Raw genomic sequence first — 12,750 nt, forward strand, 5'->3', positions numbered from 1 at the left:
ATGCGTGTGGTCTTCGCCGGTACGCCGGCCGTCGCCGTCCCCGCCCTGGCCGCTGTCGCCGCCTCCCGGCACGAGCTGGTCGCCGTGGTCACCCGGCCCGACGCTCCCGCCGGGCGTGGCCGTGGCCTGTCCCGCTCCCCGGTCGGCGAGTGGGCCGACGAGCACGGCGTCGAGGTGCTCACCCCGGCCCGCCCCCGTGAGCCGGAGTTCCTCGACCGGCTGCGCGAGCTGTCGCCGGACTGCGTGCCGGTGGTCGCCTACGGCGCGCTGGTGCCGCCGGCCGCGCTGGAGATCCCCCGGTACGGCTGGATCAACCTGCACTTCTCGCTGTTGCCCGCCTGGCGTGGCGCCGCACCCGTGCAGCACGCGGTGCTGCACGGTGACGAGCTGACCGGGGCCAGCGTCTTCCAGCTGGAGCAGGGCCTCGACACCGGCCCCGTCTTCGGCACCCTCACCGACGAGATCCGCGCCGGTGACACCTCCGGCGACCTGCTGGAGCGACTCGCCGGGTCCGGCGCGGGGCTGCTCGTGGCGGTGCTCGACGCGATCGCCGACGGCACGGCCCGGGCCGAGCCGCAGCCGGCCGACGGGGTGTCGCTGGCACCGAAGCTGACCGTGGACGACGCGCGGGTGCGCTGGACCGACCCGGCCTTCGCGGTCGACCGGCGAATCCGGGCCTGCACTCCGGCGCCGGGCGCGTGGACGACCTTCCGGGGCGAGCGGGTGAAGCTCGGTCCCGTCGTGGCGGCGGCCGACGGCCCCGACCTGAAGCCGGGGGAGCTGCTGGTGGAGAAGGCCCGGGTGCTGGCCGGCACGTCCACCGTGCCGGTGCGGCTGGGCGAGGTCCGGGCCGCGGGCAAGCGGGCCATGCCGGCGACCGACTGGGCGCGCGGCGTCCGGGTCAGCACCGGCGAGGACTTCGCGTGACGGCCCCGGAGGGCACGCGCCCGACGCGCGGTGGCCCGTCGACCGGTCGCGGCGGTGACCGCCGGCCGGTCCGGCCGCCGGTGGACCGGCCGCGGAGGGCGGCGTACGAGGCGGTCGCCGCGGTGCACCGCGACGACGCGTTCGCCAACCTGGTGCTGCCCACCATCCTGCGCGAGGAGGGGCTGTACGGCCGGGACGCGGCTTTCGCCACCGAGCTGACCTACGGCACGCTGCGCCTCCTGGGCACCCTGGACGCGATCCTCACCGACGCGGCCGGCCGGGACGTGGCCCGGATCGACCCGCCGGTGCGGGACGCGCTGCGGCTCGGGGCGTACCAGCTGCTGCACACCCGGGTGCCGGCACACGCTGCCGTCTCGTCGACCGTGGACCTGGTCCGCGCCGTCGCGCCCGGCGCCACCGGCTTCGCCAACGCGGTGCTGCGCGAGGTGTCCACCCTCGACGCGGACGGCTGGGTGGCGAAGCTCGCCCCGCCGATGGAGACCGACCCGATCGGGCACCTGTCGCTGGCGTACAGCCACCCGCAGTGGATCGTGCGGGCCTTCTCCGAGGCGCTCGGCGGTGACCTGGGCGAGACGACCCGGCTGCTGATCGAGGACAACGAGCGCCCTCCGGTGCACCTGTGCGCCCGGCCCGGCCTGATCGATCCGGTCGAGTTGGCCGACCAGGTCGGCGGCGCGCCCGGCGCCTTCTCGCCGTACGCCGTCTACCTGCCCGGGGGCGCGCCGGGTGACGTGCCGGCCGTGGTCGACGGCCGGGCTCACGTCCAGGACGAGGGCTCCCAGCTGGTGGCCAGCGCCCTCGCCGACGCGCCGCTAGACGGCCCGGACGGGCGCTGGCTGGATCTGTGCGCCGGCCCCGGCGGCAAGGCCGGCCTGCTCGGCGCGCTGGCCGCGCAGCGGGGTGCCCGGGTGACCGCGGTGGAGGTGGCCGAGCACCGCGCCCGGCTGGTCTCCCAGGCGACCCGGGGCCTGCCGGTGACCGTGCTGGCCATGGACGGCCGTGAGGTCGGCGGAGACCCGAAGCTGCCGGAGCAGCACTTCGACCGGGTGCTGGTGGACGCGCCGTGCACCGGGCTGGGGTCACTGCGCCGCCGGCCCGAGTCGCGGTGGCGCCGTCAGCCCTCCGACCTGCCGCCGCTGACCCGGCTGCAGCGGGAGCTGCTCGGCGCGGCCCTGCGTGCCGTCCGCCCGGGTGGCCTGGTCGCCTACGTCACCTGCTCGCCGCACACGGTGGAGACGCACGTGACGGTGACCGAGGCGGCGCGCCGTAGCGGGGTGCCGGTGGACTTCGTCGACGCCCGGCCGCTGCTGCCGGCCGGTATGCCGGGTCTGGGTGACGGGCCGACCGTGCAGCTGTGGCCGCACCGGCACGGCACCGACGCGATGTTCCTCGCCGTCCTGCGCCGGGGCTGAGTCGTTCCGCGTCGGGGTTGAGTCGCCCGGCGACGCGCACCGCACCCGGCCTCACCGGCCGGGTGCGGGGTGGCCCGCCGGTCAGGTGACCGGGAGTCCCTTGGTGCCGGCGCCCTTCATCGAGCGGGTCAGGTTCCGGTCGCTGATCCACAGGAAGCACTGCACACCGCGGTTGCCGTTCTTCCACTCCTGCTCGTACGGCTGGTAGTAGATCGTCCCGGCGCGGAAGTCGAGCTGGGCGTTGTCCGGCACCTTGGCGTACTTCGCGATCATCGTCTGGCAGGCCTGGTGGGTCCGCTTGCTGGTGCGGGTGAACTCCGCGTAGCTGATGTCCGGGGCCTGCCAGACTCCGACGAACTCGGCGTGGTGCTTGGCCGTGCAGGGCACCGCGACCATCTCGTCGATGTCGTCCTTGACCAGCTTGGGGTTGAAGCAGCGGTACGCCAGCGGCGCCGCTCCGGTCAACGCCCCGCGGATGCTGCCGGTGCGCAGGTCGACGGAGGTGTCGTCGATGCTGGTCAGCTCGGTGACGTCGCAGCGGTACCAGCGGGCGCCAGCGGCCCAGGCGGGCGCGGACGGCAGCACGACGGTCAGACCGACCCGTCCGGAGCGCCAGTCGGCACCCACCGCCTTGCTGACCTCCTTGTCACAGCCGGCCTGTGCGGCCCGCATGCCCACGGAGCCGGGCGGCGGCGGAGTGTTGCGCTCGGCACCCGGGCCGGTGAGCGTGCCGACGTGCACGGTCTCCACCCGGTGCGCTTCGGTGCACGCCGTCGGGTTGTAGCCGCTCAGGAAGCCGACCTGCTGGGAGGAGTGGTGGCAGACACCGGCGGCGGGAACGAACTGCTGCGCCGCGGCGGGCGCCGCCCAGTCGTCGATGAGGTTCCGGTCAACTCCGGCGGGTGCGCCGCACCCGGCCAGCGCCATGGTCACCGCCGCGCCCACGGCGACCGCCGCCAACCACCGTCGCATCCCCCGACCTCCCGCCGCTGGTGGTCTCCGGCCGGCCCCCAGCCGGTCGGTAGCGCCACGGCGCAGCAGCATACGGCACCGGTGCTCAGATCGCTGGTAGTCCCGCTGGGCCGGCGCCACGCATCGAACGGGTGAGTTTGCGGTCGTCGCTCCACAGGAAACACCGCACGCCGCGGTCACCCTCCTCCCACTCCCGCTGCGACGGTGGGTAGTAGATGGACCCGGCCCGGTACGGCAGGTCGCTGTTGTTCGGCACCGCGGCGTACGCGGCGATCAACGCCATGCAGCGCTTGTGTGCCTGCTCGGCGGAGCGGGTGAACTCCGCCCAGGTCACGTCCCGTTCCACGTAGACGCCGACGAACTCGGCGCGGTGCGGCTCGGTGCAGAGCACCGGCGCCATGTAGTTGAGGTTGTCGCCGATCAGCTTGGGGTCGAAGCAGCGGTGGGTCAGGGGGGTGTCGCCGATCAGCGCGCCGCGCAGGCTGCCGGTGCGGTTCACCGGTCGGGTGTTGTCGATGCTGCCGGTCTCACTGAGGTCGCAGCGGAACCAGCGTGCGCCGCCGGCCCAGGCCGGGACGGTGGGCAGTGAGACCGACAGGGTGAGCCGTGCCGTGTGCCAGTCGCCGCCGAGCACCTCCCGGGCCCGCTGGTCGCACTCGGCGCGGGCGGTGCGCAGCGCCGGCGACCCCGGCTCGGGGCGGGTGCCGGACAGCGCGGCGGGGCCGGTGAAGGCGCCGACGTGGATGGCCTCGGCCACGTGGTTGCGCGCGCAGTCCACCGTCTCGTACGTGCTGGCCTGCACGACCGGGGTGATCCGGGGCAGGCAGGTGTCGGTGGCGGGGGTGAACGGCTTCGGGGCGGCCAGCGCCGGCCAGTCGTCGATGAGATCGCCGTCCGCGCCCCGCGCCGGCCCGCAGCCGGCCAGCAGCATCGTCGTGACGCCGGCCAGCGCCAGCGCTCCGAGCCACCGTCGCATCGTCCGCCCTCCCGGGAGCTGGCGGCCGGTCACCGCGCCCAGCGGCGAGACCCCGGCGGGCGTGCAGCCTACGGCACCGTCCCCGTTGGAGTGTCGTCGCGTTTCCGTCGATCGGCCAGCCGCTGATATCTGTTCGTCCGGATTCGCCGGTCCGGATCGGCTCATTCTGCACCACTGGTCACCACTGGGTCACAGCGCGTCGGAGATGGTGCCGCGATGCGGGCGGCGGGTGGCCGCGTTCGTACACTGGCCCCGTGACCGTACCGCCGCCGATCGTCGCGCCGAGCATTCTGGCCGCCGATTTCGCCCGCCTCGCCGAAGAGGTCCGTGCCGTCGAGGACGCCGCGGACTGGTTGCACGTGGACGTGATGGACAACCATTTCGTGCCGAACCTGACCATCGGCCTGCCCGTGGTGCAGAGCCTGCGGGCCGTGACGGCGATGCCGTTCGACGTGCACCTGATGATCGAGGATCCGCGCCGGTGGGCCCCCGGTTACGCCGACGCCGGGGCGTACAACGTGACGTTCCACGCCGAGGCGTGCGACGACCCGGTGGCGCTCGCCAAGGACCTGCGCTCGGCGGGCGCGAAGGCCGGGCTGGCCATCGACCGGGACACGCCGATCGAGCCGTACCTGGACCTGCTGCCGAGCTTCGACACCCTGCTGATCATGACCATCAAGGCCGGCTTCGGTGGGCAGCGGTTCATCCCGCAACTGCTGGACAAGGTCCGCGCCGCCCGCCGGCACGTCGACGCCGGGCACCTGGAGCTGCGCATCGAGGTCGACGGCGGGATCGCCGCCGACACCATCGAGCAGGCGGCCGCCGCCGGCGCCGACGCGTTCGTGGCCGGGACCGCCGTCTACGGCGCCGCCGACCCGGCGGAGGCGGTACGCCACCTGCGCACGCTGGCGGAACGCGCGGCTCCCGGAGCCTGAGGTGGACCCCGACGGCGATCGCAAGGACATCGTCCTCGTCGTCGACGACGACGCGGACATCGCCCGTTTCGTCGAGTTCAACCTGCGGCTGCACGGCTTCGAGGTGATCCACGCGAGCGACGGCCAGGAGGCACTGGAGGTCATCGAGCGGCAGCGGCCCGACCTGGCCGTGGTCGACCTGATGATGCCCCGGATCGACGGGCTGGAGCTGACCCGGCGGCTGCGCGCCGACCCGATGACCTCCGCCATCCCGGTGATCATGTTGACGGCCAAGGGCATGACCGTGGACAAGGTGCACGGGCTCAGCGCCGGCGCCGACGACTACCTGGTCAAGCCGTTCGACACCGCCGAGTTGGTGGCCCGGGTCTCGTCGACGCTGCGGCGCAACAAGGAGTTCCGGGAGGTCTCCCCGCTGACCGGCCTGCCCGGCAACAGCCGGATCCGCCGGGAGATCAGCGACCGCGTCCGCCACGGGGTGGACTACGCGGTCGGCTACATCGACATCGACCGGTTCAAGAGCGTCAACGACCGGTACGGCTTCGTCCGTGGCGACGACTTCATCTCCGCGCTGGCCCGCAGCCTGCACCGGGCGGTGGTGGCGGTGGGCCTGCCACCGGCCTTCCTCGGCCACGTCGGCGGCGACGACTTCGTCATCGTCTGCACCCCCGACCAGGTCCGTCCGCTGACCTCCAAGGCGGTGGTCGACTTCGAGAAGTCCGCCGACACGCTCTACGACCCGACCGACCGGGAGCGTGGTTTCGTCGAACTGAAGGACCGGCGCGGCACCATCCGCCGGGCCGCCCTGGTCACCCTCTCCATCGGCGTCTCCCTCTCCGACGCCGGCAAGCGGTTCACCGACCCCCTGGAGGCCATCGCGGTGGCCTCCGAGATGAAGACGGTGGCCAAGAGCCAGCCGGGGTCGTACGTGGCGGTGGACCGGCGGCGCGGCGTCACGTGAGCGTGATACCGCTGTGAAGTAGCTCGCGTGGGTGGCGACGCACCCCCACTTGCGTGTAAGACTGCCGGTGTACCCACCACGCGCTGGCGGGACTCGGTGAAATTCCGAACCGGCGGTGATCCACGGTCCAACCGTGGTCAGCCCGCGACCCGGACGGCTCTGCCGTCCGGTGGACCTGGTGAAAATCCGGGGCCGACGGTTGGGGGCGGTTCGTCCGCGCCCAGACAGTCCGGATGGGAGACAGCGCGCGGGACGGACGGGTCGTAGCCGGCCGCTGGCTTCAGCGTGCCGTGCCGGCCCCCCGGGGGCGGCTGTGCCGTTCCCGGAATCCGCCGCCGCCTGCCCGCGGCCCCATGCCGCCTCCCTGACCGCCAGCGCGCGGACGGCGAGTGAGAGGGCAGGGGCAGGGCGATGGCCAGCGTCTCCGTCGATGAGGCGATGCGGCGTGCGATCGAGCTGGCGGCGCGCGGGCTGGGCACGACCAGCCCCAACCCGGTGGTCGGCTGCGTGCTGCTCGACGCCGACGGCACGGTCGTCGGCGAGGGCTTCCACGCCTACGCCGGCGGACCACACGCGGAGATCGTCGCGCTGGCACAGGCCGGGGAGCGGGCCCGCGGCGGCACCGCCGTCGTCACTCTGGAGCCCTGTGACCACACCGGTCGCACCGGTCCCTGCAGCAGCGCCCTGGTCCAGGCCGGCGTGGGCCGGGTGGTGATCGCCGTACCCGACCCCAACCCGGTCGCCACCGGCGGCGCCGCCACGCTGCGCGCCGCCGGGGTCCGGGTGGACCTGGGGGTACGCGGCGACGAGGCCGAGGCCGGCAACGTGGCCTGGTTGACCTCCATGCGCCGGGGCTGGCCGTACGTGATCTGGAAGTACGCCGCGACCCTGGACGGCCGGTCCGCGGCGGCGGACGGCACCAGCATGTGGATCACCTCGGAGGCCGCCCGGATCGACGTGCACGCGCTGCGCGGCACGGTCGACGCGGTCCTCGCCGGGGTCGGCACCGTGCTCGCCGACGATCCCCGGCTGACCGCCCGCAACCTGCGCGACGGCAGCCTGGCCATCCGGCAGCCGCTGCGGGTCGTGGTGGACAGCTCGGGGCGTACCCCGGCGGACGCCCGGGTCCGCGACGGCGCCGCCCGGACGTGGATCGCGACCGCCGCCGAGGTCGGCGCCGGCCCGGACGGCCGGGTCGACCTGCCGGCGCTGCTCGCGGCGCTGCACCAGCGCGGGGTCCGCGCGGTGCTGCTGGAGGGCGGCCCCCGGCTGGCCGGCGCGTTCCTGGCCGCCGGCCTGGTCGACAAGATCGTCGGGTACGTCGCGCCCCGGCTGCTGGGCGCCGGCCCGACCGCCCTCATGGACGCGGGCGTGACCACCATCGCTGAGGCCATCGATCTGGAGTACGTCGACGTTACGCAGGTCGGTCCGGATCTCCGGATCACCGCTTTGCCCCGGAAGAGGGAGGGCTGACATGTTCACCGGCATTGTCGAGGAGCTGGGCGAGGTCGTCGCGGTGACGTCGACGGCGGGCGATTCGGCGCTGGTCGCCGTACGCGGCCCGCTGGTCACCTCCGACGCCCGGCACGGCGACTCCATCGCGGTCAACGGCGTGTGCCTGACCGTGGTGGAGGCGGCGGACGGTGTGTTCACCGCCGACGTGATGGGGGAGACGCTGCGCCGCTCCGCGCTGGGCGCGCTGCGCCCCGGCGACCCGGTCAACCTGGAGCGGGCCGCCGCGCTCGGCAGCCGCCTCGGCGGGCACCTGGTGCAGGGCCACGTGGACGGGGTCGGCGAGCTGATCTCCCGGGAGCCGGCCGAGCAGTGGGAGACGGTCCGGTTCCGGCTGCCCGCCGCCCTCGCCCGGTACGTGGTGGAGAAGGGATCGATCACCATCGACGGCGTGTCGCTGACCGTGGCCGAGGTCGGCGCGGACGAGTTCGCCGTCGGCCTGATCCCCACCACGCTCAAGCTGACCACCCTCGGCGCGAAGGACGTCGGCGACCCGGTCAACCTGGAGGTCGACGTGCTGGCCAAGTACGTCGAGCGGCTGCTCGGCGCCCGGCTGGCCGACACCGCTACCGCCGGTACGCCCGGGGTGGCCACAGGCACAGGCGGGGTGGCCTGATGGGCCCGCTCGGCTGGCTGCTGGACGCCCAGGTGCACATCGCCGGTTCGCCGGTGCTGGTCCGGGAGATCGTCGGCAACGCGTTCGGGCTGGTCTCCGCGCTGCTCGGGCTGCGTCGGGTGGTCTGGGCCTGGCCCGTCGGCATGATCGGCAACGTGCTGCTGTTCACCGTGTTCCTCGGCGGGGCGTTCGCCACCCCGCAGGAGCACGACCTGTACGGGCAGGCCGGCCGGCAGGTGTTCTTCTTCGCGGTCAGCGTCTACGGCTGGTGGCGCTGGCAGCGCAACCGCCGTGCCGACGGTTCGCACGCCGCGGTGCTTCCGCGCTGGGCCACCGGGCGGGAACGACTGGCGATGCTGCTGGCCGCCGCCGTCGGCACCGCCGCGGCGTACCCGGTGCTCGCCGCACTGGGCTCCTGGGGCCCGCTCGCCGACGCCTGGATCCTGACCGGCAGCCTGCTGGCCACCTACGGCATGGCCCGCGGCTGGGTGGAGTTCTGGCTGGTCTGGATCGCCGTGGACGCGGTCGGCGTGCCACTGCTGCTGCGCGGCGGGTTCTACCCGTCGGCGGCCATGTACCTGGTCTACGGCGCCTTCTGCGCCTGGGGCTTCGCCGCCTGGTGGCGCACCTCCCGCGCCGCCCGGCCGGCGGCCTCGCTCTCGCCCACCTACACGGAGGCCGTCGCATGAGCAAGCGCAGCGAGCGAATCATCAGGTTCAGCGCAGTGGTGCCTCGTGACGGCACGGAGCGAAGTGGAGTGCCGGCATGAGCAGCTTCGCGAGCATCGAGCAGGCCGTCGCGGACATCGCGGCGGGTCGGCCGGTCGTCGTGGTCGACGACGCCGACCGGGAGAACGAGGGCGACCTGATCTTCGCGGCCGAGCTGGCCACACCGGAACTGCTGGCGTTCACCGTGCGGTACACGTCCGGCTACATCTGCGTGCCGTTGACCGAGAGCGAGTGCGACCGGCTCGACCTGCCGCCGATGCACCACACCAACCAGGACCGGCGGGGCACCGCGTACACCGTGACCGTGGACGCCCGGGAAGGGATCAGCACCGGCATCTCGGCGGCCGACCGCGCGCACACCATCCGGCTGCTCGCCGACCCGACCACCGACCCCACCGACCTGGCCCGACCCGGCCACGTGGTGCCGCTGCGCGCCCGCGAGGGCGGGGTGCTGCGCCGTCCGGGGCACACCGAGGCGGCGATCGACCTGACCCGGCTCGCCGGGCTGCGCCCGGCCGGTGTGCTCTGCGAGCTGGTCAACGACGACGGCACCATGATGCGCGTGCCCGACCTGGAGAAGTTCTGCGCCGAGCACGGCCTCACGCTGATCACCATCGCCGACCTGATCGCCCACCGTCGGCGCACCGAGAAGCAGGTCGAGCTGGTCGCCGACGCCCGGATGCCAACCCGCCACGGGGTGTTCCGGGCGCTCGGCTACCGCGCCGAGCACGACCCCGCCGAACACGTCGCCATGGTGCTGGGCGACCTCGGTGACGGCCAGGACGTGCTGGTCCGGGTGCACTCCGAGTGCCTCACCGGGGACGTGTTCGGCTCACTGCGCTGCGACTGCGGGCCCCAGCTGGACGCCGCGCTCGCCCGGGTCGCGCAGGAGGGCCGGGGCGTCGTGCTCTACGTCCGCGGGCACGAGGGGCGCGGCATCGGGCTGCTGCACAAGCTGCAGGCGTACCAGTTGCAGGACCTCGGCCGGGACACCGTCGACGCGAACCTCGACCTGGGCCTGCCCGCCGACGCCCGCGACTACGGCACCGGCGCGCAGATCCTGTACGACCTGGGCGTGCGCTCGATGCGACTGCTCACCAACAACCCGGCCAAGCGGGCCGGGTTGGAGGGCTACGGGCTGACCATCACCGGCCGGGAAGGGCTGCCCGCCGGCGCGCACCCCGAGAACCTGCGCTACCTGCGCACCAAGCGGGACCGGATGGGTCACCTGCTGGACGAGTTGGACGAGGTGACCGAGGCGCCGACGGGGCGCGCGGTGGCCAGCGACGAGATCGGAGCATAGACATGGCGGGTTTCGGGGAACCGGGCGTGCAGACGGTGGACGCCACCGGGATGACCGTCGGGGTGGTGGCGGCCCGGTGGCACGGTGAGCTGACCGACCACATGCTGGAGCGGGCCGTCGCCGCCGCCGAGGCGTCCGGCGCGCGGGCCGTGGTCGCCCGGGTCGCCGGCTCGGTGGAACTGCCGGTGGTCGCCCAGGCCCTCGCGCGCCGCTGCGACGTGGTGGTGGCGCTCGGCGTGGTCGTTCGAGGCGCCACCGCGCACTTCGACTACGTCTGCCGCTCCGTCACCGACGGGCTGACCCGCGTCGCCCTCGACGAGGGCAAGCCGGTGGCGCACGGTGTGCTCACCGTGGAGACCATCGAGCAGGCCCGCGACCGGGCCGGTCTGCCCGGTTCCGCGGAGGACAAGGGCTGGTCGGCGACCGTCGCCGCCCTCGACGCCGCGCTGGCCGTCCGGACGCTGGCGCACAACGGCCAGCGGGTCGGCTTCGGCGGCTGACCGACGGACTGGAAGAATCGGGTTCCGTGAAGACGTTCGAGGAGTTGTTCGCCGAGCTGCAGGCCAAGGCCGCCGCCGGCACCCCGGGCTCCGGCACCGTCGCCGCCCTGGACAAGGGGGTGCACTTCATCGGCAAGAAGGTCGTCGAAGAGGCGGCCGAGTCGTGGATGGCCGCCGAGTACGAGGGGCCGGAGCGTACCGCCGAGGAGATCTCCCAGCTGCTCTACCAGGTCCAGGTGCTGATGCTCGCCAGCGGTCTCGAGCTCAAGGACGTCTACCGACATCTGTGAGTGCCCCCACCCGTTGATCAGATCCGCGATCGAAGGAGCACTCCGTCATGCTGCGTGTCGCCATTCCCAACAAGGGCACCCTGGCCGAGCCGGCCGCCCAGATGCTGCGCGAGGCGGGCTACCGCCAGCGCACCGACCCCAAGGACCTCATCTGCCGGGACGAGGCCAACGACGTCGAATTCTTCTACCTGCGCCCCAAGGACATCGCCACCTACGTCGGCTCGGGTGACCTCGACCTGGGTATCACGGGCCGGGACCTGTTGATCGACTCGGCCGCGCCGGCCGAGGAGGTCGTCGACCTCGCCTTCGGGCGGGCCACCTTCCGCTTCGCCGCCCGCCCCGACGACATCGCCTCCGTGCAGGACCTGGGCGGGCACCGGATCGCCACCGCGTACCCGGGCCTGGTCGAGCGGCACCTCGGCGAGGTGGGCGTGAAGGCCGACGTGATCCGCCTCGACGGCGCGGTGGAGAACGCCGTACGCCTCGGCGTCGCCGACGTCATCGCCGACGTGGTGGAGACCGGCGCCACCCTGCGCCAGGCCGGCCTCGTCGTCTTCGGCGAGCCGCTGCTGCGGTCCTCCGCGGTGCTGGTGCGTCGCACCGACGCGCCGGCGCACCCGCAGGCCGAGCAGTTGCTGCGCCGCCTGCACGGTGTGCTGGTGGCCCGCCGTTACGTGATGCTCGCCTACGACGTGCCGGCCGGTCTGCTCGACCGGGCCAGCGGGCTCACCCCGGGCATCGAGTCGCCCACCGTGTCGCCGCTGCACCGCGAGGGTTGGGTGGCGGTGCAGGCCATGGTCCTCCGCGACGACGTGCACCGGATCATGGACGAGCTGTACGAGATCGGCGCCCGGGCCATCCTGGTCACCAACATCCACGCCTGCCGCCTCTGACCTCTGCCGTCCGTCGGGCGGTGCGCGACGGTCACGCCCCGGCGCGCAAGATCACGCTCGATCACGGATCCAGTGGCTTCCCTCGCTGCCGAGGCCACTGGATCCTGGATCGAGCAGGAGCTCGCGCGGTGCGGCGCCGCAACGGTGCGGCGCGGTGGTGCGGCGGGTGGTGCGCTTGCGGGGCGAGGGTGGGTGGCAAACTGGTGGGGTGAGTGAAACCGAGCTGGTCCGCCTGAAGCCCCGCCGCATCCGGGTGGTCTGCTGGTCCGCGGCGGTCGCGCTGGTGGTGGTCTTCGCTCTGGTGGCCACCTCGTTGAGCGGTCCCACCGGCGACGGCTACGGCAGCTTCCAGCGCGGCGACCAGATCGCCATGATCGGTCTGGGCATCTTCGGCGCGCTGGGCTTCCTGCTGTTCACCCGCCCCCGCGTCGAGGCCGATGCGCGTGGTGTCCGGGTGCGCAACATCATCGGGTCGTACGAGCTGCCCTGGGAGGTCGTACGGGGAGTCCGGTTCGACCGGGGCGCCCCGTGGGCCAGTCTCGAACTGCACGACGACGACCTGTTGCCGATGGTCGCGCTGCAGGCCGCCGACAAGGAACTGGCCGTCGAGGGGGTCCGCGCGCTGCGCCGGCTGCACGACGCGCACCAGGCCCGCCTCGCCGAGCGCGCCACCGGCCGCTGACCGCACCGCGCCGCACCGGGCCGTC

At 73.6% G+C, this 12,750-nt stretch carries 14 protein-coding genes and 1 riboswitch; of the genes, 12 read left to right on the top strand and 2 right to left on the bottom strand.

Features of this window, described 5'->3' with window-relative positions; all coding sequences use genetic code 11:
• Both fmt and ACTWLT_RS26210 read left to right on the top strand, forming a co-directional pair.
• Entirely contained in the window at positions 1-927 is a 927-nt protein-coding gene (gene fmt, locus ACTWLT_RS26205; RefSeq protein WP_445320659.1) for a methionyl-tRNA formyltransferase, read from the top strand.
• The gene (locus ACTWLT_RS26210; protein WP_252419204.1) at positions 924-2,360 is read left to right on the top strand and encodes an RsmB/NOP family class I SAM-dependent RNA methyltransferase; all 1,437 of its coding nucleotides are present in this window, start codon (positions 924-926) and stop codon (positions 2,358-2,360) included. Before fmt ends, ACTWLT_RS26210 begins: the two co-directional genes overlap by 4 nt.
• Before the next feature lie 81 nt (positions 2,361-2,441).
• Here ACTWLT_RS26210 and ACTWLT_RS26215 read toward each other — a convergent pair whose 3' ends face one another.
• Positions 2,442-3,332, bottom strand: a complete 891-nt coding sequence (locus ACTWLT_RS26215; RefSeq protein WP_445320629.1) for a septum formation family protein — start codon at positions 3,330-3,332, stop codon at positions 2,442-2,444.
• An 85-nt stretch (positions 3,333-3,417) separates the two neighbouring features.
• Positions 3,418-4,308: a septum formation family protein gene (locus tag ACTWLT_RS26220; RefSeq protein ID WP_445320630.1), complete on the bottom strand. Its 891-nt coding sequence runs from the start codon at positions 4,306-4,308 to the stop codon at positions 3,418-3,420.
• A gap of 254 nt (positions 4,309-4,562) precedes the next feature.
• Here ACTWLT_RS26220 and rpe point away from each other — a divergent pair, with 254 nt between their 5' ends.
• The 10 genes from rpe (at position 4,563) to ACTWLT_RS26270 (ending at position 12,725) form a co-directional block, all read left to right on the top strand.
• On the top strand, positions 4,563-5,243 hold the full coding sequence (gene rpe, locus ACTWLT_RS26225; RefSeq protein ID WP_445320631.1) for a ribulose-phosphate 3-epimerase: 681 nt from the start codon (positions 4,563-4,565) through the stop codon (positions 5,241-5,243).
• A 1-nt stretch (position 5,244) separates the two neighbouring features.
• Entirely contained in the window at positions 5,245-6,201 is a 957-nt protein-coding gene (locus ACTWLT_RS26230) for a GGDEF domain-containing response regulator (protein WP_445320632.1), read from the top strand.
• A 78-nt stretch (positions 6,202-6,279) separates the two neighbouring features.
• Positions 6,280-6,450, top strand: a riboswitch (FMN riboswitch).
• Between the two features lie 162 nt (positions 6,451-6,612).
• Positions 6,613-7,674 carry a bifunctional diaminohydroxyphosphoribosylaminopyrimidine deaminase/5-amino-6-(5-phosphoribosylamino)uracil reductase RibD gene (ribD, locus tag ACTWLT_RS26235; protein ID WP_252419209.1) on the top strand — a complete coding sequence of 354 codons (1,062 nt, stop codon included), beginning with the start codon at positions 6,613-6,615 and terminating at the stop codon, positions 7,672-7,674.
• 1 nt (position 7,675) lies between these two features.
• Complete coding sequence (locus tag ACTWLT_RS26240; protein ID WP_445320633.1) at positions 7,676-8,329, top strand: riboflavin synthase; 654 nt, start codon at positions 7,676-7,678, stop codon at positions 8,327-8,329.
• A complete protein-coding gene (gene pnuC, locus ACTWLT_RS26245; RefSeq protein ID WP_445320634.1) occupies positions 8,329-9,018 on the top strand; it encodes a nicotinamide riboside transporter PnuC in 690 nt (229 codons plus the stop codon). The genes ACTWLT_RS26240 and pnuC overlap by 1 nt, the downstream gene beginning before the upstream one ends.
• 76 nt (positions 9,019-9,094) lie before the next feature.
• On the top strand, positions 9,095-10,360 hold the full coding sequence (locus tag ACTWLT_RS26250; RefSeq protein ID WP_445320635.1) for a bifunctional 3,4-dihydroxy-2-butanone-4-phosphate synthase/GTP cyclohydrolase II: 1,266 nt from the start codon (positions 9,095-9,097) through the stop codon (positions 10,358-10,360).
• 2 nt (positions 10,361-10,362) lie between these two features.
• Positions 10,363-10,860, top strand: a complete 498-nt coding sequence (gene ribH / locus ACTWLT_RS26255; protein ID WP_252419212.1) for a 6,7-dimethyl-8-ribityllumazine synthase — start codon at positions 10,363-10,365, stop codon at positions 10,858-10,860.
• Positions 10,861-10,886: 26 nt separating this feature from the next.
• Positions 10,887-11,150 (top strand): phosphoribosyl-ATP diphosphatase, encoded by a 264-nt coding sequence (locus ACTWLT_RS26260; protein ID WP_184184738.1) that lies wholly within the window; start codon positions 10,887-10,889, stop codon positions 11,148-11,150.
• Between the two features lie 47 nt (positions 11,151-11,197).
• Positions 11,198-12,043 carry an ATP phosphoribosyltransferase gene (hisG, locus tag ACTWLT_RS26265; protein WP_252419213.1) on the top strand — a complete coding sequence of 282 codons (846 nt, stop codon included), beginning with the start codon at positions 11,198-11,200 and terminating at the stop codon, positions 12,041-12,043.
• 208 nt (positions 12,044-12,251) lie between these two features.
• On the top strand, positions 12,252-12,725 hold the full coding sequence (locus ACTWLT_RS26270) for a PH domain-containing protein (RefSeq protein WP_252419214.1): 474 nt from the start codon (positions 12,252-12,254) through the stop codon (positions 12,723-12,725).
• Positions 12,726-12,750: the final 25 nt, after the last annotated feature.

This window comes from Micromonospora yongxingensis, assembly GCF_052601155.1.